This is a genomic window from Mesorhizobium oxytropidicola (genome assembly GCF_056174625.1).
Genome location: NZ_CM149692.1, coordinates 4,472,049 through 4,493,309 on the forward strand (window position 1 = coordinate 4,472,049; position 21,261 = coordinate 4,493,309).

The following is a 21,261-nucleotide window of genomic DNA, read 5'->3' on the forward strand; positions in this document are numbered from 1 at the left end:
GTAGCGTTTGGAAGTTGAAAGCTGCCAACTACTACGTTAGAACCTCCGGTTGTATCCACTAGGTAATAGGTGTTGACGGAACTTGCGTTGCCGTTTCCCTGTATCGTGCCGTTGAGTGTCAGATCACCCGATGCAAGCACTCCGGCGTAACTTGCCATTCCATCTGAGGTCAGCGGCGGCCGGGGCGTGGGAGCGCTCGCGCGTGCGGATATTTGCCAGGTGCCGCCGAGGGCCGCTGCGCCAACCAGCGATCTCGAAGCGCAGACGTCCGCGCCGACGGCCTCTTCCAGCGCCGCCACGAAGGTCTCGCCAGCATTCCCCGATGCCGTTTCGCAGCTCCACAGCCGCAGTTCGCCGTCCGCGGCAAGCGCCCGGCCGATTGCGGCAAGATCCTCAGCCTCTGCCTTCAATGTGGCTGATGACCACTCCCCCGCAGTGAAGCTGATCAGCCCAGATGCGCCATGTGCGATGACGTGCACCGCATCGAGCCCTGCGTGCCCTGCGAGCGCGGCAGCGATCTGCCGCGCCGCCGGCAGGCGGCCGTCGAGCACAATCGCTTGAACCTCGGGTCGCACGTTGCCGAGAACCGTCTGGAGATCGGAGACTGAAGGATCGACAAAGAGAATTTCAGAGGCACGGGCCATGACTGGCTCCTGTTGGCTTTGAATTCAATTCAACGGAAAGCCGCCCATCGGCTGGCCGGCGAGCGGTCGGGAGAAGGAGCTTTGGGCGCGGTCATCTTCCTGACGGGCCGACGGCGCCGTCAGGCCGTTCGACAGCGGGGCTCTCTACGCGCAGGAAGCTGCAGGGCTGGAAATTCCCGCCATCGTCAAACGTGCCAATCGCAAATGAGCCGGCTGCGGCCGGAACCTTCACGGTGACAGCGACGGCGAGGCTTCGCTTGACGGCCTTGGGAAGAATGACCTGACCGACGATGGCGCCCTTGGCGGTGTCCAGGATGAAATAAGGCACATTTTCGGTCGTGTCGCCGATGGGCAAGACGCCTCTAACGGTAACTTCCATGACTGCAAACCCTGCTATGTAGCTCATTCTATCCTCCTTGGTCCGCGGCCACCGCGCCGCGCCGCCAATTGCCATTTGGCGCCAAATGCCCCCCGCCCGACCAGGTCAGCGCATCTGGTATTCGAAGTCCGTGTGACGGTGCATCGATGAAATTCGTTCCGGGCGCCGGCCGCGCGGCCGGACGTTCGGCGCCGGGCGTGATCGACTGGCCTTTTGCCTCCGGTTCCGGAAGATCGTGCCGAAATCGGATATCGAGGGATGGATGAAAAGAGTTCGGAAGCACGGGCTGAGGCGCGCCGGTCAGCCCATCCGTCCGGTAGGTTCTGACGACGCCTAGCCGCAGTGTTCTATCGACCCCGTCCAGTCTGGGGCCCGCACAGTTCTTGCGATACGCACGCGATACTACGTGAATCACAACCCACTCCCGTTACCGTGACGCTGACGTCCCGGCGACAACTCTCGAAGGAATGGGAGGCCGTCCGCCTCCAAAGGGGAGGGCAAGACACGCACATCGTTGGCGCGCCCTGGGGACGCACCTTGCAATCTGCGAAACGGCCCTGATTACCCAGACCCTCTAACTCAACTCCCTGAGAGAGACTTTCGCAGAAATTCGGGCATGCGGCCGTCCAATCCGCGGGCGCCCCTCAACACCGAGTTTTAGTAAATTCGAAAATTAGCAAATTGTAAACTATAAAATCAGCTATTGCTAAATTAGCAGAAAACAGGATAGGGCCGCTTTAGCAATAGCAAGGGGCTGGGGAGGAGAATCGTTATGAAAGTCAGATGTTTAATAGGATTACTTGCAATCCTGCCTGCTTCAGACAGCAATTGAAGGGCTCCATCTTCCATGCAAACCCATCGACGATGGCGCCGCCAGACGGGTTGGCAATGTGTCAGCGGATGCGGGTGCCTCGACCTTGACGGCAGCCTGCAAATGGCGGCGAAATACGGAACCTAAACCGGCCAGACCGGACGGAGCGGTGAATGCCGGCGGTTGCAGTTGGGGCAGGGTCCTTTCACGATCGCGGTTGCCGCCTGCTGGCACGACGGCTGGCTGCTAACCACGATGGATATGGTTAAGCGCGGTTTCCAGAGGACGACCTGTGAGATCCGTGAGAAGGAATGATCGGCTCTTTGGAAATAGAACCTGTTGCGCCGCCGGACTGGCAAGTGGACAGCGACAGCGGGGAAGGCATGAGCGATCGAGGCTTGGCAAATCCGCACCGAAACGGATCCGGCAAGGCGCGGCGACACGCGAACCGTCCCTATCGCCGACAGTCACATAGAGGGCCGATGGATCACGAATGACAAACGGCAAGCGGCTCTGCCTCAACATGATCGTCAAGAACGAGATGGCGAACTTTCAATCTCAGGGCGGTTGTCGACCGCATCGACTGCTGGATCCTCGGCGATACAGGCTCGACCGACGGGACCCAGGATTTCGTCAAATCGTTCTTCGCTGCCCGCAACCTGCCGGGCGAGCTGCACGAATTCCCATTCCACAATTTTCGAGCAGGCGCGCAACGTCCGCCGCTCAGCTGAAGGAATCGCATGAGCACCATCGGCCTGTGCATGATTGTCAAGAACGAGACGAAGGTTATCCTGCAATGCCTCGCCAGCGTGCTCCCTCTTGTCGACTACGTGCTCATCGTTGACACGGGTTCCGAGGACGGCACGCAGGACCTGATACGCGGCTTCCTCGCCGATCACAATGTCCAAGGCGCTGTCATTGACGAGCCGTGGCGGGACTTCGCGTACAACCGTACCTTCGCTCTTGAACGATTGCGTAAAGTCGAGACTGTCGACTATGCAATGATCATCGACGCGGACGATGTTCTGATCCGGGACGCCGACTTCGATCCGATCAGGTTCAAGTCGCAGATGGAACACGATTTATACGACGTCGAGGTGTTACATGGTGGCATTTCGTTTTATCGCCCGCAGATCTGCCGCAACTGTCTGCCGTTCGCCTTCAAGGGCGTTCTGCACGAATATCTGGAGGCGCCTCCTGGCCATCTCACGCGGGAGACCGCCAAGGGCTTTCGCGTGGCGACGGGGCGTGGCGGAGCACGCAGTCAAAACCCACGAAAGTACCAGGACGACTCGGCCGTTCTTGAAAATGCGCTTGCAACGGAGACCGACCCCTTCCTTGTTTCGCGCTACACGTTCTATCTGGCGCAAAGCTACAAAGATTCCGGCGAGCGTGAAAAATCACTGGCGAACTATCTGAAGCGCGCCGAGTTGGGTTTTTGGGACGAGGAGGTCTATGTCAGCCTGCTCGAAGCGGGCAACCTGATGGCAGCATTGGGGCGGCCATTCGAGGAGGTCGTTGCCGCCTTTGAGCGCGCGGCGCAGGTCGTCCCCGCCCGCGCGGAGGCTCTACACGCCGCGAGCCTCTATTGCCGCAACCAGGGCCGGAATGCAGAAGGAACGGAATTTGCGCGTCGAGGGCTCGACCTTGTTCAACCCGCCGGACTTTTCATTCAGCCCTGGGTCTACGATTACGGAGTGCTCGACGAGTTTGCCATCAATGCCTACTGGGCAGGCGCTTACCGGGAATCGCTCGACGCTTGTCTAAAATTGCTCGCCTCCGACAAATTGCCTGCGGAAATGGCGAAGCGTGTGGTGGCCAACGCGCGCTTCGCCACCGGCAAGCTTCCGGTCAATGAGCCGCCGAAACTTGGGGCGTTCGGGACCGAGAGCTTGATCGACCAGCACAGGCTTGTCCGGCAGCGTTCGTTGCGGTCGCGCATCGAGGGCACGCCGCGCATCCTGGTGACAATCCTGGCAAAGCAGAAAGAGCCGGCACTGCCGCTGTACCTTGAGTGCATCCAGGCGCTCGACTACCCGAAGGCGTCGATCGTCCTGTACATCAGGACAAACAACAACACCGACAGGACCGAGCACATACTGCGCGAATGGGTGGAGCGCGTTGGTCACCTCTATGCCGCGGTTGAATTCGATGCCTCCAACGTGGCCGATAGAGTCGAACAGTTTGGCGAACACGAATGGAACGAGACGCGCTTCAGGGTGCTTGGCCGAATCCGCAACATAAGTTTGCGGAAAACTCTCGAACACAGCTGCGATTTCTATTTCGTTGTCGACGTCGATAATTTCGTGCGACCGGCCACGCTACGCGAGCTTGTCGCGCTCGACGTGCCGATCGTCGCTCCCCTGCTTCGCTCCATCTCGCCCGGGCAGTATTATTCGAATTACCACGCTGAGATCGACGCCAACGGCTACTATATGCAGTGCGATCAATATGGCTGGGTGCTCAACCGCCACGTGCGCGGCATTATCGAGATGCCGCTTGTGCACTGCACGTATCTTGTCCGCGCCGACGTACTGACCGAACTGACATACGAGGACGCCACATCACGCTACGAGTACGTGATCTTTGCCGACAGCGCCCGCAAAGCCGGCATCGTCCAGTATATGGATAACCGACAAGTCTATGGCTACATCACCTTCGGCGATGGCCAATATTATGTGAGTGACGGGATCGAGCGCGCCCGAGCGCTGTTGCACGGTGCCGGCGACACGCCGGTATTCACTGCCGCCACGCCCCCGGGCGCCGTACCGATGCCAGATCGACATGTCGAGCCGAAGGATCCGCCGAAAATACACCTGATAAACCTCGACCGCAGCGTCGAGCGCTGGAGCAGATATCAAAGCAATAACTGGCACCTAACGCACAATACGGTTCGTGTGTCGGCCGTTGACGGCACTTCTCTCGACAGGGAGGCGCTCATAAAGGAAGGTCTGATCACCAATGATTGTGCGTACCCCCCGGGCACTTTGGGATGCGCTCTATCCCATATCGGCTTATGGAAGCTGGCGGTTTCAGAGAACAAGACGATAACTATTTTTGAAGACGACGTTCGAGCATCGTTTCGATTTGTGGAGGAATCCGCCAATATACTATCTCAAGCACCGGAAAGCTGGGACTTGATACAGTGGGGATATATATACGACCCGTTGTTTCTTTGGGTAAATCTCGGCTTCTCCAAAGCCAAGTTGGAATTTTACGATCGTCGATATAATAATAAACTCACCTTGTTTCAGGCCGAGAAATTTTCTCGATCCCTCATCAAGGTAGAGCACTCATTTGGGACTCAGGCTTACACAGTCACACCACGAGGCGCGCGAATACTTCTGGAAAAGTGTCTGCCGCTACGAAGCAGACAAATTCCCTTTTCTGGAACTGCCGTCATCCTCGATGACACGGGCATCGATTGCGCGATGTGTGCGGCATATGGCTCGATGCAAGCTTACGTTTGCATGCCACCACTCGTCATTCACGATACCGAACCGCCGTCAGACCGGGCAGACACAGATCACCGAGAGCCGAGCTAGTTTGTCAGCACAACAGACAGCATTGGCTCGACGCGCGCACGTGCAAGGGAAGGTGAAGACACTGACAAAGCCCGCCCACGGGGCGTTGGGATCTTGATGTTGTCGCGCGCCAATGTCGATGCGACGAGTAACATGAGGTGCACTCGATGACGCAAAGCACGCCCGATGATTCCCGCGAAGCTTTCGCGCGCATTTACCAAAGCAACGAGTGGGGCTCCGCGGAATCGCGCTCCGGACTCGGTTCAGCATACGCAACGACGCATCGTGTCCGAACCGTACTGCCGATGCTTTTGCGCGCACTGGATGTGAACTCCATGCTCGATGCGCCCTGCGGTGACTTCAACTGGATGCGCTTCGTCGACTTGGGCAAAACGCACTACATTGGCTGCGATATCGTGCCGGAGGTCATCGAAACGAACGGCATGCGATATGCGGATCGCGAATTTCACGCGCTCGATCTTGCTGCTGAGCCACTGCCGAACGTTGACCTCATTTTTTCACGCGACTGTCTGCAGCATCTGACCGAGCCCGATATTTGGCGCGTGCTACGCAACTTCAAGAAGTCCGGCGCGCGCTGGCTGTTCACCTCAAGCCATTCGACCTCGGCACAGGACATTGCCCGGGAAACGGGCGGATTCGGATTTCTCAACTTACAGCAACCGCCATTCTCATTGCCCCTGCCACTCCTGGTCATGCCGGAGGAACACTACGCATCGAAGGCGATGTGTCTGTGGGACATGGCGCAAATCGGTGCATGAGAAACCCATTGCAATCACCGGTTCAAATGCTCGTCACCGCTGCGAAAGCAACATAACAGCTTACACACCGCGTCAAGCTTTGTTCGATGGTCATGGGTTGCGGTACGCCCTGCGATGGGTGCCGAAAAGTAAGTGCTATCCAGCGGAAAAGGTTGCTGGCAGAACAATGAAGCGCATCAGTCCAGGAGAAAGTAGCCATGCTGAGAATGTTGCGGATGAGTTGCTCGCTGAGCGCTGCGAACTCGCTGTCAACGATGAGGTTGTAAATCCGATAGGTCGGGATGATCATCGGCACGGCTGGGCCGGTTACCGTCATCGCATTGACCTGCTCCGCTGCCGTGGTTCCGGACGTCGTGAGCGTTGCCCATTTGGAAATCAAGGCGTCATAATACACCATGCTTCACCTCGTCACTGGGCGGTCGGCGCCACGTCCCTTCATCGGCAAAATTTGAGGCCGAAGACCGCCACCGTGATATCGGAGAATCGTCAATGTTTCAGAACTCGGACGACATCCAGATACTAACTGTCCCGCGTGAACCAAGGCGGTACTTGATTCTGATACGCGCCGGTTCCAAGCGCCGCCCCTCCTTGTTTTCTGAGCCCCTGAGTGAGCGCCGGGAGTACGATGTCGGGATAAACTACTATGCAGACCCGCACCCAGATGACGCTTTCCGCACCGGAGCCGAGCTCATTTTTGGCGGCGGTCTCTCAAAGATGCATGGCGCCAAACGGCTATTCGAGGCGACGGGATTGCATAATATCTATGAGGGAGTTTTTTTCTGGACGATGACATTGAAGTTCTATTTGATCCAGTTGATTTTTTCAAACTTTGCGAAGAATATTCACTGGATATCGCGCAACCGTCTCTCACCTCTGACAGTTCCTGTGTCATCGCGCTTACGCGCCATCACCCTGGTCTAATACTACGGACAACAAACTGGGTCGAGGTGATGGCACCATTCTTCAGACGTGACTTTCTGCGAGAGATGCTTCACTCATTTGATTTGTCAATTTCGGGGTGGGGACTCGATATATATTGGGGTCATCATCTGAAAGAGCGTTGGCGCGCAGGCATCGTTGACAATTTCCTCATCCGACATGCGAACGAATGCAATCCGGATTCAGGACCGTTTTACGACTATCTTAAAGGTATTGGCGTTAATCCCAGTGGAGAGCTGAAGTCAATCCTTACTATAATTGATGCAAATCCCTATGTGGTCAGACCGATACAGTTTGTTTATCATACATACTTTTTCCGAGGATAGTGAGGTGGTCACGGATTTTGGGACGAGGGACCAATCTTACTGAGTCAGAAAAATCGGAGGATTTACGCCCGGAGCCAATGTGATAATCTTGACGGTCGACGAGTGGCGACGGACATTTGCTAAGATGTAAGGCGGTTGGGAAAAGCTGGTGCCTAGCCATGTAGGTTTGCTTGCTCAGGCATGGCGCTGAAGGCGAAGGATGGCCGGGCCATGATGACGCACCTCGCCACTTCGAACACCTTGATCCTCCTCCTCAACGCCATCAAGTTTGCCGGCGATGGGGCAGCTTGCTCCGTCGACAAGAGCGTTTTAGTAAGCCACAATTCAATCGCATTTATTTGTGTGGAGACACAGATGAGCGACCTTGCGCGGTTAAGGAGCCGATATCTGAACCTTTTCGAGTCTACTTTTGGCCGGCACGTTATGCGGAAGCGCTCCCATAGGATTGGTCACGCGAGATTTATCGCGCTAAAACGAGAATGCTTGGGTAGGATTGGCCAGCGATTTCGGATCTAGGTCGTGAACTCATAAATGCTAAATGCGAATAGAAGCGGACGGTTACGCTGCAAACGCCCGTTGTGCTAGAAGTTTGGTAGGTGGGCTTCTCAGCGTCCTACCTTATGGTTCGATCGCACAAGGGATCAGTCGGTGAGTAAACCCAATTTTGAGGCCCCCAGATGTGAATGTGGGACACTTGAGGCACTTTCCAAGGAGCCCTCGATTCCCATTGTGTTCGATGCCGAGCTAAATGAGTATCACATCGTTGGAACTGCTCAACAGCAGGTCCTGATCTATCACTGCATCTTCTGCGGCGGCCAAACGCCAGCCTCTCGAAGAGATGAGCTTTTCATGCATGTGACCCGTGAAGAGTTCGAAAGGCTTAGGAAGACGACAAACGGTCTAAATACGCTGGAAGATGTTGTGGGAACTCTGGGGCCACCGGACTTTGACCATCCAGCCGGATTCAGCTCCACAGAACCCGTTGGCCTCGGTCCGCGCAGAACCACCGACTTCAGACAGATGACGTTTAGTAGCCTATCAGACACTGCAAATGTCCACGTCGCCATAGGTTTGAACGACAAGGTTCAATTCAGCTTCACGCCGAAGCCCGTAGCGCGCGACTGAGCAAGCGGACCTTTAGCCCGGCTACCCGGATCGGCTTTGGCTTACCCACGTCCGCTTCGAGGTCATTTTCCGACCTACCTTTCATATCGCGCCGGATTCTGATTCAGACCAAGCATGAGCCGATATAATCTGACCGACTTCGAATGGCACATGATCGAGCCGCTGCTGCCCAACAAGCCGCGAGGCGTCCCGCGTCGACGACAGGCGGGTGCTGAACGGCATCTTCTGGGTGCTGCGTTCCGGGGCGCCTTGGCGTGACCTGCCCGAGCGCTATGGGCCGCGCACCACCTGTTACAACCGCTTCAATCGATGGCGAAAGGCAGGCGTGTGGGACCAGTTGATGGACGCCATCAGTGCCGCGCACGATGGCACCATCCAGATGATCGACAGCACTTCCATCCGAGCGCACCAGCAGGCTGCGACGGCAAAAAAGGGGGCCAGATCATTGCCTCGGTCGCAGCCGAGGTGGGCTCACGACCAAGATCCATGTCGTCGTCGACGCGCAAGGCCTCCCGATCCGGCTCGGCCTGACGGCAGGACAAGCGCATGACGGTGGGATCGCCGACACGCTGCTCGACCACCTCGGCCCGCGCACCATCGTCCTCGCCGACAAGGCCTATGATGCCGATCGCATCCGCGAACTGATCCAGGAGCAGGGTGCCACACCCAATATCCCACCGAAAAGCAATCGCAAGTGGAAGCCCTGCTTTAGCAAGCGCCTCTACCGAGAGCGGAACCACGTCGAGCGGTTCTTCTCGAAGCTGAAGCACTTCCGCCGCGTGGCCACCCGCTACGACAAGCTCGCCGCCAACTTCCTCGCCATGGTCCAGCTCGCCTCAATGCGACTGTGGCTCCGCGCCTATGAGTCTACGGCCTAGGTTACCATTTCTGCGCAGGGGCCATTACCGGCGCCCTCGGCTGAGGACGCGGGCGTGGCTGGTTGATGGTCGAAGCGTCAACGGCGGCCCAATCGCCCTCTCCGCAATCGATGCGTCGACTGTCTTTCAGTCGACACCGGCTCTTGTCGGTCCAGCGGTTTGCAGTTAAGATACCATAGTTAAGATCGCGGCCGGCTGTTCATTTTTAGATTGAAAATGAGAACCTAGGTTGAATATCGAGAATGCAAGTACGAATGATGATGCTGATCATTCAGCCGCTATTTGCGGTGTGAGTTATTCCGCATTTCTCAACACTCTCCATCTATGTCTTAAACCGAAGACGTACTTCGAAATTGGCACGCTTAGCGGCGCGACACTTCGATTGGCCAACGGCGCCAGCATAGCGGTCGACCCCCAATTCCAGATCGATGCCGACATAATGGGTGAAAAACCGAGTTGTATGCTGTTTCAGCAATCTAGCGACGATTTTTTCGCGACTCACAACGCCAGTCAATTGTTCGGCGCTCCAATCGATCTTGCGTTCCTTGATGGAATGCATCTTTTCGAATTCCTGCTCCGCGATTTTATGAACACAGAAAAGCATTGCCGCAAGAATTCGATCATCCTTCTACACGATTGCCTTCCCCCGGGGTTCTTTATGACGGTTAGAGATCGCTCTGACCCTACGTGGGCCAAATCTCGCTTTGCGCAATGGTGGACAGGAGATGTTTGGAAGGTCATTCCCGTGCTTCGGAGTTACCGCCCCGATCTCTCCATAACGATGTTCGACTGCCCGCCGACAGGGCTCGTTTCCATCACCAATCTCGACCCTGCTAGCCAAAGGCTTGACAGTGCATATGTCGAGATTGTTGGTCGCTTTTCCTCAAAAGATATCGATCGAAAGGCTTACGACAACTACTGGACGACTCTATCCATTGAGAAGAGCAAAGAATTCTCCACAGCTCAGCATTTGGCGACGAAGTTTTGGATTTGATCCAGTTCGACCCCGTGGCAGATCTCGGGAAGAAGGTCATCTCCGCGTTAAGGCCCAGGAGTCGAAATAGATGCCTCAGGTCGTTCCAATATTCACTCGATCTGCGTTGGAAGGAAGAGGTTTTGACATTGGAGAATATAGCTATGGAGTTCCTACTGTCAGATGGTGGGGTGAAAAAGCATCGTTAAAGATCGGTAGATTTTGTTCTATCTCAGACGGCGTTGAAATATTTCTTGGAGGGAACCACCGCTCAGATTGGATAACAACATATCCTTTTTCGGCCATCGCCCACTGGCCCGAGGCCGAAAATATACTCGGACACCCAGCGACCAGGGGCGATGTCATTATCGGAAATGACGTTTGGATCGCGAGCCATGCCATGATCCATTCTGGTGTAAGGATCGGGGACGGAGCCGTCATAGGGGCAGGAAGCGTAGTCCGGCGTGATGTTCCGCCATACGCACTCGTTGCGGGAAATCCCGCAGAGACTGTGCGACTGCGTTTTTCCGAGAGGGAGGTCGCAACTTTACTCAGAATTCGCTGGTGGGATTGGGAGGAAGAACGAATCCGTGAAACCCTTCCCTTTCTCCTATCAGGAAATATTTCGCTGTTCTTCGATGCGTGCGGCATCCCAAAGGAGTTCGTTTCTTAGTCTGCTTCGCTAGCAAGCCCACGATTCATCAATGGCGCTTTCGCAGGTTTAGCCGAGGTCCTTGCGAGGTCAAAGAGCTTGACGTCCGCACAATGCTCTGGACGTGCGGCAGAGTCCTCCCGATCTCGATGTTGTTCGCCACATGCGCTGTCCGCACTGCGGCACGCCCTGCGATGGGCGCCAAGAAGTAATTGTTGTCCAACGGAAAAGTTTGTTGGACAGAAGCGCATCGTCCCCAGGAGAAAGTTCCCGATGACGCTCCGGCCATATCTCGATAAGTATGTTTGGACAAAGGAGCATCAGCTGACGAACAGGCGAAAGTTTGGCATACTAGCTGCCGTCTCATTGGCTACCAGCTTGGCACCAGCTACGCTGGGGGGTCACTCGCGGAAAACCTACGCAGCCATGTCTCCCAAATCTCCCTCGGCCCGCCAACCGCCAACCCTCCTCACCGCGCCCATCGAGCTTGCCGGCGACTGGGGCCGCATGCTTGAGGGCGCGGCTGATCAGGTCGTCCAGCGAATGCGACATGCCTGCCTCGATGGCGTCCGCCTCGTCTCCGACCGCCAGCCGACGCGGCTGCGTGTCGACGAACACACTTCTGGCACGCCGGCCATCTGGCTGCATCCGGACGGCAGCAGCATGGCCTGGATCATCGTGGACATCGGCGAGCGGGATTGGTCGAAGCTCGCCTACCAGTTCGGCCACGAGCTCGGCCATGTGCTCTGCAACAGCTGGCAACCGGACGCTAGGCCGGCGCCCCCCTGCCAATGGCTCGAGGAAGCCATGGTGGAGGCCCACTCGCTGCGCGGGCTCGGGCACCTGGCGAGAAGCTGGAAGGAGGCCCCGCCCTTCGCCGGCGACAACGCCTTCGGCGATGCCATCGCCCGATACCGCCAGGATATCATCGACCGCTATACGGCTCTCGCCGATAGCCAGGGGCTCACCCACGACGCTGCGGCTTGGTTCACCGATCATCGCGGCGAGATCGAAATGCCCGCCCTTAATCCGTTCGCCCAGGCTATGTCACTGACCATCCTCGCCGAATACGACAGCGCGTCGGACTGCATCGAGGCGCTGGGGGCACTCAACCGCTGGCCCGGCCGCAGCGGCCTGGCCATTGGTGAATATCTGCGGCAATGGGAGACGAGCTGCGCCGAGCTACAGGCCTCGCCCAGATTAGCGGTCCGCCTGCGCGAGCTGTTGCGCATCGTCTGATCAGCAGCAAACCCGCCACCCGTGATCTCCGGAAGCCGCACGGAGCCGAGGCAAAGGCTTCGCGACGATGGAAAGGGCTCGTGTCGAGCGCGCTTCCACGGCCCGCCTCGGACGAGGGCAAACTGTCTGGGGTGGGCTTCAGTTCAGCCTTGCCACCCAAAGCGAGCATGGTTTTCCACCGTTAACCGTGCTGTTGACCACCAACACAAGCAGAGGCGCTCGATATGGCGCTGCCGTCCCATTTCGGGACAGAGGTGCGGGCAGCGATCTTGCATCGGACTAGGCACCGGGTGCTGGGGTCTTCGCCCGGCGAGTTGTTGCCACGTCATTCAATCATCCGCTGGAGGTTGCCCGGAATGGCGTCCGACGGACGGCCCGCTTTTCAGGTCCGCCGCACCTCGCACATACGGATCGTCGACTCCTTATCGTCGGCCATGCGTTCGCGCCTGGCGATTGTGCAATGACGCTGGCGGCCTTCTAGACGGACCTTGGTGTCGTTTTAACCCGTCATAAGTCATGTAGCGCGCGCGAGATTTCGAAACCTTTCAAAGCCCTGACGTCTGGATCAGGTTGGCAACTCGCATACCAAGCCTAGTGGTGAATTCGCCATTGTTGGCGGCGAAATCCCAACAGAAGAAGGCCCCCAAGCAAAAAAGCAGAATGGAGAAGCGCATGAGCGTCTTCTAATATATGACAAATTGAATTGGCGTTAAGGCGCCGGCCTTGAATGCTCAGGGGAAGGGGTGACTGACAAGCCGGTCACAACCTATCACATCGTGAGCGTGTTCGAAGCGCCGCACTGGCGCCCGGTGCTTACCACCGAAGATAGGGCCAAGGCGGTCGGGGGCCGAGCCGGGCCCGGGGTTTGGGCCTGTGTTTGCAAAGTCGCTAAATTAGTGACAACTTATTTATTTGTTCTCGGATTGAAAGATGTATTTTCCGCAGTTTCTGCTGGGAATGCTGACGACGTCGGGCGTCGTAGGGGCTTGGGCCTATGTGGCCACGGGATCTATGTGGAGGGCTGTTGCCTGGGGCATCATCGCTGCGGCTGTATTGCAGGTTGGGTACTTCGCGCTTGTGTTCAGGCTGGTCTATGGGCGGCGAGACATGAAGCAAGAGCAGAAGAAGGAAGCTAATCCCGAATCCACCGAACACCAGGTCGTTACCGGTCAGCCGCTGCAAAGAGACGATCGCCGATAAAGGTTATGCGATTCAGTGGCGGTGAGAGAACTGACTGATGCACTCCTCGAGAAGCCTAAGCGTCGGACGCTATCGACAACTGGGATGCTATCTAACTGCGAAGCGAACTAACGCGACGTCGGCGCACTTGCAGTGAAACCTTTGATCCGGTTGCGGTAGCGGCGGGACGAGCGCCGACTGAAAAATGGCTGGAGAATCGAACCGTCCACGGGTCATGCAGTTGGGCTGGGGTTCCTGGAAGCTTTTCGAACTTTCTGTCTTGCGGCTCCCATTGAGATGCGCGCGCTTCTGAAGGAGGGGGGCGTCTGGATCCGCTGTGGTTCAGCCTTGATCCAAGCATCTATGGGGGGTGGTATCGGTAGACCGCTACATCGCAAGGCTCGCTATTGAGGAGACGTTCTTTTGCTATCGTCGACATACGCCGTGACAGCAAGTCGGAGCCGTTGTCCGTCTACGCCACCGCCAACAACGCCGCCAACCGGCCGGTCGACGAGGAACACGCCCAGGGCGCCAACCATCCTCGCTGGATATGATGCGAAACGCTCCCTTCGCTACATATCTGTCTGGTGGGGCGAGCGAACGTCTTCCGAATGGCCATCGATATTAACGACGAAGTGCCTGCGCATGGGTCGGTTCCGAGAGCCCTACGGGACCGAGTGGCACTGGACCATTCACTATTGCGGGACTTCGCGCAGTGGCCGGTGCCAACTTTAAATCCGGCAGGCGTTGGCCCTTACTCTCTTCCCTGAAATCCTGCAGCGAGGCGAACTCGCGTTCAGATTAGCCGTGTTGAGTTCGGTTGTTATGCACGGCGTAATGGTGACGCCGGTAATGCGACAGTTGGACCGGAGCAGACTGCGCTCTTGGCTGAGGATCCCCAAGGCTCACCCCGGGCAAGACTAATGTCCGGTGTCGGATTTTTCGTCAAATCGCCGCGCCGCGACGGTGCGTCGGTGAAGATGCAATTTAGCTCATAGATCCGCTAAGGTCATATGCGGATTTCATGATGGCAGAGGCGCATCTATGCTGAGTTAGTTCCCGCGTGTCACGCGAAGAACCTGTCCGCCGTCGTCAGTCAAAAGCAATATCGAACCGTCACCTGCTACAGCATCGCGAATGCGGCCGGTGCCTTCCAGATAGCGAGCCTCGCCGGCGACGCGGCCAGCCGAGAGCGCAAGGCGTGGGACAGCCCCGACGAGGATGCTTGCTGCCATTCGGGGAACATGCTCCCATCATAGGCCATGCCGCTCGGCGCGACCGTTACGATCGTCTGGACAGAAAATGGCGGGCCGCCGGTCGAGGCACCTACCGCCGCGCCAGGCTACGGGAGCAGGTTGGTTGAGCGAAGCGTAACCGGGCACCTGCGCGGCTCGATCGATTATGCCTGGTCAAGAAATGGGTTGGTGGTCACGCTGGTCGTGCCTCCAGAGCGCCTCGCGCAATAATCGCGTGGTCTTCACAGGAATTGTACGGGCACCCCTCGGGTCAGCATCTTGTCTCAGTTTGAAATTTGACGGCTAGGCATCAAGATCATATGCCCCAGGCGGGCGCCTCGAAAAGCCAGTTAGAAATACCGAGCGCCGCTGCGATAATCTTTCATTTGTCTCGATGGTGAGGCCTCGGTCGTGCCGCTAAACGTCATCCTGCTAGCTCCTTCGGCGTTCATCCTTTGGCGGCCGCGGTAAGGCACAATTCCGTCGCGCGGATGAGAGACGCGAGGGCCGAACCGCAAACAACTGAAGAAACTGTCGACCGAGGCCGTTTGCGGGGCAGGAACTAATATACTCCTCGTCCACGAGTACGGACAGTCGAAACCATCAGGAGCTTACGGCCAGCGGCCATTGATGTTCATCGTTTGCCCGCTGATTTATCGCTGTCATGGGGCTGCATTCTTCCGCAGATTCTGGAAAACAAACCGCTTGCCTTTGCGTACGCTGTCTTCGAGTGGGCTCGCCTTCGCCAGATGCGCCGCAATCGCACTGGCCAGCATGCACCCCGTACCGCGCATCGACGTAGCAAGGCGCGGTGTGTCGAAGCGGACTGGTTCGTGATTGCAGCGCAACAGAATATCGGTCGATCGGGGTCCGGATCCATGACCGCCCTTGATCAGGATGGCCTGCGCATCCGCGACCAGCAGTTCCTGGCCCTGCCTGACTGCGCCATCCTCGTCGACGCAGAGTTCCGTGCCGACAAGGAGCGCCAGCTCGATGAGATTGGGTGTGACGAGACGGCAATGCGGCATCAGATTGCGTTTCATGGCGGCGATGGCGCCTGCTTCCAGCAGCGCACCGCCTGAAGTGGAGGCCAATACCGGGTCGAGTACTGCCGGCATCTGCGGATTTTCGCGCAGCACGGCGGCAACCGCAACGACGATCTCAGCCGTCGCGAGCATGCCGATCTTGATGGCCGCTACCTTGTTGGCCTGCAGCGCAGCGCGCATCTGATCGACCACAAGATCGGGCTGCGAATGACTGATATCCATGACGGCGTCGTGGGTTTGCACAGTCAGTGCGGTAACGGCGAGGCAGGTGCGCACGCCAATTGAAGAGATCGTCTCGATATCGCGGGCAATTCCGGCGCCCCCGCTGGAGTCGGATCCACCGACGACAAGCACATAGGGTTCTTGCCTCAGCGCCATTGGTCCGTCTTTTCGATCCATTCGCGCGCGCGCGCTTCAGGGTCCTTGTTCAGCGTGATGTCAGTCACCACCGCTGCACTGCTGGCGCCAGCCGCAAAGACACGGCTGAGCCGGTCAGGGTTCAGGCCACCAATGGCGACCAATGGAATCGGCTCGACCCGGCGCCTCCAATCGCTGATCCGCTCGATTCCTTGCGGCGCCCATTTCATCTTCTTCAGGATCGTTGGGTAGATGGGGCCGAGCGCGATGTAGTCTGGCTCGGCGGCCATCGCCGTTTCCAGCTCGATATGATCATGGGTGCTCAGTCCGAGCCTCACGCCGGCTACCCGAATCCGCGAACGATCGGCGGTTTGCAAATCCTCCTGGCCAAGATGGACGAAGTCGCAGCCTTCCTCGATTGCCAGGCGCCAATGGTCGTTGACGATGAGTTGGCAGTGGTGCTGGGCGCACAAGGCCTTTGCCTTGCGGATCTCAACGCGCAAGCCGGCCTCGTCCATCGACTTGATGCGAAGCTGTATCAGCTTGATGCCAAGCGGCACCAACCGTTCGATCCAGGCAGCACTGTCGACGATCAGATAGAAGGGATCGAGCTTCATGAAAAAACGGCCCTGCCGATTGTCGGTGTCGACGGCACGGCGACGTCTCGCGGTTCGAGCATTCCCGAGCTGTAAGCTTCACGGCCGGCCTCGACCGCCTTGCTAAATGCACGCGCCATGCCGACTGGATCGGCCGCCCTGGCCACCGCCGTGTTCAGGAGCACGGCGTCAAAGCCGAGTTCCATGACGGTGGTCGCGTGCGACGGCCGTCCCAGCCCCGCATCCACGATCAGGGGGACGCCTGGGAAATGTCCGCGCATCGAGCGCAGCGCCGTCATGTTGACCGGTCCCAAGGCGGAACCGATCGGTGCGCACCACGGCATCAGGACCTTGCAGCCCGCTTCCAGCAGCCGCTCGGCGGCGACGAGATCGTCGGTGGTATAGGGGAATACCGCAAAGCCGTCCTCGCACAGGATACGGGTGGCTTCGACCAGGCCGAACACGTCCGGCTGCAGAGTGTCGTGGTTGCCGATCACTTCGAGTTTGATCCAGGTCGTGCCGAAGACTTCGCGCGCCATGTTCGCGGTAGTGACCGCTTCCTTGACGGAGTGGCAGCCGGCCGTGTTGGGCAGGATTCTCGTGCCGAGCGAGCGGATCAGCGACCAGAATTTTTCGCCGGCCCTGCCGCCCGCCATCTCACGCCGCAAAGAGACGGTCACCACCGACGGCCCGACGCCCTGACTGCATCGGCAAGGACGGCCGGCGAAGGATATTGAGCCGTGCCGAGAAGCAGGCGCGACGAAAGCTCGGTCCCATAAAGCTCGAACATGCTAGCCTCCCTGCATGGGCGAGAGGATTTCGATCCGGTCGCCGTCGCTCAATCGGAATTCCGCGCGGTTGGCTTTGTGCACGAGGTCGCTGTTGACGGCCGTCGCCAGCCAATCGCCCTCATAGTCGAGCGCGGCAAGCAGCGCCGCCAACGTGGTGGCGGCAATCTCAAGCGCTTCGCCGTTGACGATCAGTTTCATGAGCGAGCTCCTTGGTTCTGTCTTGATTGAAAACCAGGTCGGCAGCCTGGCGAGCCATAGCGGGGGCGAGGAGAAAACCATGGCGATAAAGCCCGTTGATCGCGACGGCGTCTCCGCTCATTTCGACACGCGGCAGATTGTCGGGAAAGGCCGGACGAACACCGGCGCCGGTCTCAATGACGCCAGCCTCGCCGAAGGCCGGATGGAGAGCATAGGCCGCGCCCAAAAGCTCCATCATGGAACGCACCGTGACCGGTCCGGCGGACTGGCTTTCAACCATCGTCGCGCCGATCATGAAACGGTGATCGGTACGCGGCACCACGTAGAGTGGAAAGCGCGGATGAAGCAGCCGGACTGGGCGTGACAGCGAAATGTCCGGCGTGCGCAGGATCAGCATCTCACCGCGAACACCACGCAGCCTGTCATCGCTCGCTGCCATTCCAGTGCAATCGATCTGACGATCGAAACCGGAAACCTGCGTGGCATCGCAGCCGAAGTGGAATTCGACACCCATGGTGGCGAGCTTGTCATGAAGCGCTGCAATCACTAGGCGTGGGTCGAGATGAGCCTCGTCGGGGAAGAGCAATCCACGCGGGAAGCGGCCGGCGAGGTCGGGTTCCAGGAGCGCAATTTCGTTTTCATCGACACGCCGATGCCCCGACGTGCGACTTGCGAACCGGTCAAGCTCTCCGGCATCACGCGGCGCGGCCACGACCAGTGTCCCGGCCCGTGTCACCTGACCCGACAGCACCGCATCCCACCAGTCGGCAGCGTCGCGTCCGAGATCCAGCACCGGCTGCTCCGCGCTTTCACGCTCGCACCATGGCGCCAGCATGCCGCCGGCGAACCACGACGCATTGCCGCCGATGCCATGCCGGGTCTCGACGACGGTCACCGCCGCGCCTCGGATGGCGAGTTCGAAAGCGACGGTGATGCCGGCAACACCGGCCCCTTTGACGAGCACCCTCATGATGGTTTGGGAGCCTCTGGCACGACCGGTACGCCGGTCTCGTCCGCCGGCATGTAGAGATCGCCGCCCTCGCGGTATTTCGCCGCCATCGCCGCCATGCCTTCCTTCTGCGCTTCGGCACGAATGTCGTGGGAAATGCGCATGGAGCAGAATTTCGGCCCGCACATCGAGCAGAAATGTGCCAGCTTGTGCGCCTCCTCGGGCAAGGTCTGGTCGTGGAAGGACCGTGCGGTTTCGGGGTCGAGCGACAGGTTGAACTGGTCCTCCCAGCGGAACTCGAAGCGCGCGCGGGAAAGGGCATCATCTCTGACTTTCGCCGCCGGGTGCCCCTTCGCCAGGTCGGCGGCATGCGCGGCGATCTTGTAGGTGATCACGCCAATCTTGACGTCGTTGCGATCGGGAAGGCCGAGATGCTCCTTGGGCGTGACATAGCAGAGCATGGCGGTGCCGAACCAGCCGATCATGGCAGCACCAATGCCTGAAGTGATGTGGTCATAGCCCGGCGCGATGTCGGTGGTCAGCGGTCCAAGCGTGTAGAAGGGCGCCTCGCCGCAGACGGCGAGCTGCTTGTCCATGTTCTCCTTGATCTTGTGCATCGGCACGTGGCCGGGACCTTCGATCATCACCTGGCAATCCTTCGCCCAGGCGATCTGCGTCAGCTCGCCGAGCGTCTCCAGTTCGGCGAATTGCGCTGCGTCATTGGCATCGGCGATTGAGCCGGGACGAAGACCGTCGCCGAGCGAGAAAGACACGTCATAGGCGCGGCAGATGTCGCAGATCTCCGCAAAATGCTCGTAAAGGAAGCTCTCCCGGTGATGGTGCAGGCACCATTTGGCCATGATCGAGCCACCGCGCGAGACGATGCCCGTGACGCGGTCAACGGTCAGCGGGATGTAGTGCAGCCGCACGCCGGCGTGGATGGTGAAATAGTCGACGCCCTGTTCGGCCTGCTCAACCAGCGTGTCGCGGTAGACCTCCCAGGTCAGGTCCTCGGCGATGCCGCCGACCTTTTCCAGCGCCTGGTAGAGCGGCACGGTGCCGATCGGCACCGGCGCATTGCGCACGATCCAGTCCCGGATGTTGTGGATGTTGCGGCCGGTCGACAAATCCATCACCGTATCGGCGCCCCAGCGGATCGCCCAGACCATCTTTTCCACTTCCTCGGCCATCGACGATGTGACGGCGGAGTTACCAATATTGGCGTTGATCTTGACCAGGAAATTGCGGCCGATGATCATCGGCTCGCTCTCGGGATGATTGATGTTGGCTGGAATGATCGCCCGCCCGCGGGCCACTTCGTCGCGCACGAATTCCGGCGTGACAAAATCCGGTATCAATGCGCCGAAGGCTTCGCCGTCGCGTTGCAGCTTGCCGCGCAGGACCTCGCGGCCGAGGTTCTCGCGGATGGCGACGAACTCCATTTCGGGCGTGACGATGCCGGCGCGCGCATAGGCGAGCTGTGTCACCGCCTTGCCTGATCTGGCCCTGAGCGGCCGGTTGCGGACGGGAAATTCCGGTGTCAGGCGCTCGCCCGCCGCGAATCCGTTGTCTTCCGGCCGGACATGGCGGCCGTCATAGGCTTCGACATCGCCGCGTGCCGTAATCCATTCATGGCGAAGCTGGGCGAGGCCCTTTTCGATGCTGGTTTCGACGGTCGGGTCGGTATAGGGGCCGGACGGATCATAGACGATGACGGGCGGCTCGCCGGCTGTCGGATGGACGGAGATTTCGCGCATCGGCACCCTGATCTGGGGGTGGATGGCACCGGGCTTGTGGATTTTTCGTGAGGCGGGCAGCGGTCCCGTCGACACGGCGGGGGTGAGGGCATTCATCTTGAGGCTCCTTTGCTCATGCATTGGAGACCCAGTTCTGTGCCGGAAGGATGAAAAGACGCTTTTGTCGACCTGTTCAAAACAGGACCACGGGCGTGAACTCCCGCAAAGCGCTTGCACCGTCCCTACGCCAGTATGAACTGGATCAGGTTCAACGGGTCACTGCGCCGCGAAAGCCAGCAGTATCTCAGCCCCTTGCCGGGACTCCCCTGGTGAATGCCTTAAGTTGGACGGGCCAGCGCAATCTTGTCAAGCGCATTCGGGCGCCTTCGACCGGCCGCCAATGAAACCCAGCATAAAACCCCCGCATGCATCGGGGACAAAATCACGCTCCTGAAACCAGGGCGGGAATGGCCAAAGCCGCATTCGCCTCGTCGAGGATGGAAAACCTGTACCGGCCATGTGCGTCGAGATCGACCGAGTAGCTCAGGCGGTCACGTATGTGGTTGTGCTGGTCAAAAGTGACGATCCTCGGTTTCAGCGAGGTGATCTGCGCTTCGTCCAGGTAGATGGAGTTGCAGACAATGATCTGGTCGTCTGGCTGGCAGGTGCGGGCGGCAGCACCGTTGAGGATGCAGCACCGCGAGCCGCGCTCGCCCAGAATCACATACGTTGAAATCCGCGCACCGGAATTCTTGTTCCATATCTCCACGAATTCCATCGGCAGTATCCCGGCTGCTTCGCAGTGGTCAGGGTCCAGCGTTATCGAACCGTGGTAGTTGAGGTTTGCTTCGGTGACGTGGATACCGTGCAGCTTGCCGGCGACTATTTTTCGCATTGCTCTGTTG

General features: G+C 58.6%; 19 protein-coding genes, 3 pseudogenes and 1 riboswitch. Of the genes and pseudogenes, 11 read left to right on the forward strand and 11 right to left on the reverse strand.

Annotated features, from left to right (window positions below; all coding sequences use genetic code 11):
- Nucleotides 1–194: 194 nt before the first annotated feature.
- A pseudogene (locus AC0V8S_RS22260) lies at nucleotides 195–644 on the reverse strand (DUF4347 domain-containing protein); the annotation flags it as partial.
- Nucleotides 645–735: 91 nt separating this feature from the next.
- Nucleotides 736–1,050, reverse strand: a complete 315-nt coding sequence (locus AC0V8S_RS22265) for a hypothetical protein (protein WP_183459594.1) — start codon at nucleotides 1,048–1,050, stop codon at nucleotides 736–738.
- 1,524 nt (nucleotides 1,051–2,574) lie between these two features.
- Between AC0V8S_RS22265 and AC0V8S_RS22270 the strand changes: the two genes are divergently transcribed.
- Both AC0V8S_RS22270 and AC0V8S_RS22275 read left to right on the forward strand, forming a co-directional pair.
- The gene (locus tag AC0V8S_RS22270) at nucleotides 2,575–5,379 is read left to right on the forward strand and encodes a glycosyltransferase family 25 protein (protein WP_475433408.1); all 2,805 of its coding nucleotides are present in this window, start codon (nucleotides 2,575–2,577) and stop codon (nucleotides 5,377–5,379) included.
- A 146-nt stretch (nucleotides 5,380–5,525) separates the two neighbouring features.
- The gene (locus AC0V8S_RS22275) at nucleotides 5,526–6,137 is read left to right on the forward strand and encodes a class I SAM-dependent methyltransferase (RefSeq protein WP_441940593.1); all 612 of its coding nucleotides are present in this window, start codon (nucleotides 5,526–5,528) and stop codon (nucleotides 6,135–6,137) included.
- Between the two features lie 22 nt (nucleotides 6,138–6,159).
- Here the strand turns inward: AC0V8S_RS22275 and AC0V8S_RS22280 are convergent, their stop codons facing one another.
- Nucleotides 6,160–6,534, reverse strand: a complete 375-nt coding sequence (locus tag AC0V8S_RS22280; protein ID WP_183459590.1) for a hypothetical protein — start codon at nucleotides 6,532–6,534, stop codon at nucleotides 6,160–6,162.
- A gap of 92 nt (nucleotides 6,535–6,626) precedes the next feature.
- On the opposite strand from AC0V8S_RS22280, the gene AC0V8S_RS22285 reads away from it, so the two are divergent.
- The 9 genes and pseudogenes from AC0V8S_RS22285 to AC0V8S_RS22325 all read left to right on the forward strand — a co-directional run bounded on the left by AC0V8S_RS22285 (nucleotide 6,627) and on the right by AC0V8S_RS22325 (nucleotide 14,002).
- Nucleotides 6,627–7,058: a hypothetical protein gene (locus tag AC0V8S_RS22285; protein ID WP_183459588.1), complete on the forward strand. Its 432-nt coding sequence runs from the start codon at nucleotides 6,627–6,629 to the stop codon at nucleotides 7,056–7,058.
- A gap of 1,073 nt (nucleotides 7,059–8,131) precedes the next feature.
- A complete protein-coding gene (locus AC0V8S_RS22290; RefSeq protein WP_475433410.1) occupies nucleotides 8,132–8,527 on the forward strand; it encodes a hypothetical protein in 396 nt (131 codons plus the stop codon).
- Between the two features lie 114 nt (nucleotides 8,528–8,641).
- A complete protein-coding gene (locus AC0V8S_RS22295; RefSeq protein WP_475438762.1) occupies nucleotides 8,642–8,785 on the forward strand; it encodes a hypothetical protein in 144 nt (47 codons plus the stop codon).
- Nucleotides 8,757–9,405: pseudogene (locus AC0V8S_RS22300) on the forward strand (IS5 family transposase). Before AC0V8S_RS22295 ends, AC0V8S_RS22300 begins: the two are co-directional and overlap by 29 nt.
- Nucleotides 9,406–9,634: 229 nt before the next feature.
- Nucleotides 9,635–10,399, forward strand: coding sequence for a class I SAM-dependent methyltransferase (locus tag AC0V8S_RS22305; protein ID WP_475433412.1), 765 nt, complete (start codon nucleotides 9,635–9,637; stop codon nucleotides 10,397–10,399).
- Between the two features lie 70 nt (nucleotides 10,400–10,469).
- Nucleotides 10,470–11,051 carry a CatB-related O-acetyltransferase gene (locus tag AC0V8S_RS22310; RefSeq protein WP_475433414.1) on the forward strand — a complete coding sequence of 194 codons (582 nt, stop codon included), beginning with the start codon at nucleotides 10,470–10,472 and terminating at the stop codon, nucleotides 11,049–11,051.
- 405 nt (nucleotides 11,052–11,456) lie between these two features.
- Nucleotides 11,457–12,269: a hypothetical protein gene (locus AC0V8S_RS22315; protein ID WP_475433416.1), complete on the forward strand. Its 813-nt coding sequence runs from the start codon at nucleotides 11,457–11,459 to the stop codon at nucleotides 12,267–12,269.
- Between the two features lie 930 nt (nucleotides 12,270–13,199).
- Complete coding sequence (locus AC0V8S_RS22320) at nucleotides 13,200–13,469, forward strand: exopolysaccharide production repressor protein (protein WP_183459573.1); 270 nt, start codon at nucleotides 13,200–13,202, stop codon at nucleotides 13,467–13,469.
- Between the two features lie 386 nt (nucleotides 13,470–13,855).
- A complete protein-coding gene (locus AC0V8S_RS22325; protein ID WP_183459571.1) occupies nucleotides 13,856–14,002 on the forward strand; it encodes a hypothetical protein in 147 nt (48 codons plus the stop codon).
- Nucleotides 14,003–14,500: 498 nt separating this feature from the next.
- Here the strand turns inward: AC0V8S_RS22325 and AC0V8S_RS22330 are convergent, their stop codons facing one another.
- The 8 genes and pseudogenes from AC0V8S_RS22330 to panD form a co-directional block, all read right to left on the reverse strand.
- Nucleotides 14,501–14,683, reverse strand: coding sequence for a hypothetical protein (locus AC0V8S_RS22330; protein WP_475433418.1), 183 nt, complete (start codon nucleotides 14,681–14,683; stop codon nucleotides 14,501–14,503).
- A gap of 662 nt (nucleotides 14,684–15,345) precedes the next feature.
- Nucleotides 15,346–16,107 (reverse strand): hydroxymethylpyrimidine/phosphomethylpyrimidine kinase, encoded by a 762-nt coding sequence (locus AC0V8S_RS22335; RefSeq protein WP_475433420.1) that lies wholly within the window; start codon nucleotides 16,105–16,107, stop codon nucleotides 15,346–15,348.
- Nucleotides 16,098–16,703, reverse strand: a complete 606-nt coding sequence (locus tag AC0V8S_RS22340; protein WP_183459567.1) for a thiamine phosphate synthase — start codon at nucleotides 16,701–16,703, stop codon at nucleotides 16,098–16,100. The genes AC0V8S_RS22335 and AC0V8S_RS22340 overlap by 10 nt, the downstream gene beginning before the upstream one ends.
- Nucleotides 16,700–17,472, reverse strand: a pseudogene (locus AC0V8S_RS22345) (thiazole synthase). The gene AC0V8S_RS22340 and the pseudogene AC0V8S_RS22345 overlap by 4 nt, the downstream one beginning before the upstream one ends.
- A gap of 1 nt (nucleotide 17,473) precedes the next feature.
- The gene (thiS, locus tag AC0V8S_RS22350) at nucleotides 17,474–17,671 is read right to left on the reverse strand and encodes a sulfur carrier protein ThiS (protein ID WP_183459563.1); all 198 of its coding nucleotides are present in this window, start codon (nucleotides 17,669–17,671) and stop codon (nucleotides 17,474–17,476) included.
- Complete coding sequence (gene thiO / locus AC0V8S_RS22355; protein ID WP_475433422.1) at nucleotides 17,640–18,641, reverse strand: glycine oxidase ThiO; 1,002 nt, start codon at nucleotides 18,639–18,641, stop codon at nucleotides 17,640–17,642. The genes thiS and thiO overlap by 32 nt, the downstream gene beginning before the upstream one ends.
- The gene (gene thiC / locus AC0V8S_RS22360; RefSeq protein ID WP_475433424.1) at nucleotides 18,638–20,473 is read right to left on the reverse strand and encodes a phosphomethylpyrimidine synthase ThiC; all 1,836 of its coding nucleotides are present in this window, start codon (nucleotides 20,471–20,473) and stop codon (nucleotides 18,638–18,640) included. The genes thiO and thiC overlap by 4 nt, the downstream gene beginning before the upstream one ends.
- Before the next feature lie 104 nt (nucleotides 20,474–20,577).
- Nucleotides 20,578–20,694: riboswitch (TPP riboswitch) on the reverse strand.
- Nucleotides 20,695–20,798: 104 nt separating this feature from the next.
- Nucleotides 20,799–21,251 (reverse strand): aspartate 1-decarboxylase, encoded by a 453-nt coding sequence (panD, locus tag AC0V8S_RS22365; RefSeq protein WP_475433426.1) that lies wholly within the window; start codon nucleotides 21,249–21,251, stop codon nucleotides 20,799–20,801.
- Between the last annotated feature and the right edge of the window lie 10 nt (nucleotides 21,252–21,261).

Bases quoted from the DNA above. Each gene is read 5' to 3' on its own strand.
- AC0V8S_RS22335 (WP_475433420.1), bottom strand. From the start codon at position 16,107: ATGGCGCTGAGGCAAGAACCCTATGTGCTTGTCGTCGGTGGATCCGAC.
- AC0V8S_RS22270 (WP_475433408.1), top strand. From the start codon at position 2,575: ATGAGCACCATCGGCCTGTGCATGATTGTCAAGAACGAGACGAAGGTT.
- thiC (WP_475433424.1), bottom strand. From the start codon at position 20,473: ATGAATGCCCTCACCCCCGCCGTGTCGACGGGACCGCTGCCCGCCTCA.
- AC0V8S_RS22310 (WP_475433414.1), top strand. From the start codon at position 10,470: ATGCCTCAGGTCGTTCCAATATTCACTCGATCTGCGTTGGAAGGAAGA.
- AC0V8S_RS22285 (WP_183459588.1), top strand. From the start codon at position 6,627: ATGTTTCAGAACTCGGACGACATCCAGATACTAACTGTCCCGCGTGAA.
- AC0V8S_RS22315 (WP_475433416.1), top strand. From the start codon at position 11,457: ATGTCTCCCAAATCTCCCTCGGCCCGCCAACCGCCAACCCTCCTCACC.
- AC0V8S_RS22330 (WP_475433418.1), bottom strand. From the start codon at position 14,683: ATGGCAGCAAGCATCCTCGTCGGGGCTGTCCCACGCCTTGCGCTCTCG.
- panD (WP_475433426.1), bottom strand. From the start codon at position 21,251: ATGCGAAAAATAGTCGCCGGCAAGCTGCACGGTATCCACGTCACCGAA.
- AC0V8S_RS22275 (WP_441940593.1), top strand. From the start codon at position 5,526: ATGACGCAAAGCACGCCCGATGATTCCCGCGAAGCTTTCGCGCGCATT.
- AC0V8S_RS22320 (WP_183459573.1), top strand. From the start codon at position 13,200: ATGTATTTTCCGCAGTTTCTGCTGGGAATGCTGACGACGTCGGGCGTC.
- thiO (WP_475433422.1), bottom strand. From the start codon at position 18,641: ATGAGGGTGCTCGTCAAAGGGGCCGGTGTTGCCGGCATCACCGTCGCT.
- thiS (WP_183459563.1), bottom strand. From the start codon at position 17,671: ATGAAACTGATCGTCAACGGCGAAGCGCTTGAGATTGCCGCCACCACG.
- AC0V8S_RS22280 (WP_183459590.1), bottom strand. From the start codon at position 6,534: ATGGTGTATTATGACGCCTTGATTTCCAAATGGGCAACGCTCACGACG.
- AC0V8S_RS22340 (WP_183459567.1), bottom strand. From the start codon at position 16,703: ATGAAGCTCGATCCCTTCTATCTGATCGTCGACAGTGCTGCCTGGATC.
- AC0V8S_RS22295 (WP_475438762.1), top strand. From the start codon at position 8,642: ATGAGCCGATATAATCTGACCGACTTCGAATGGCACATGATCGAGCCG.
- AC0V8S_RS22265 (WP_183459594.1), bottom strand. From the start codon at position 1,050: ATGAGCTACATAGCAGGGTTTGCAGTCATGGAAGTTACCGTTAGAGGC.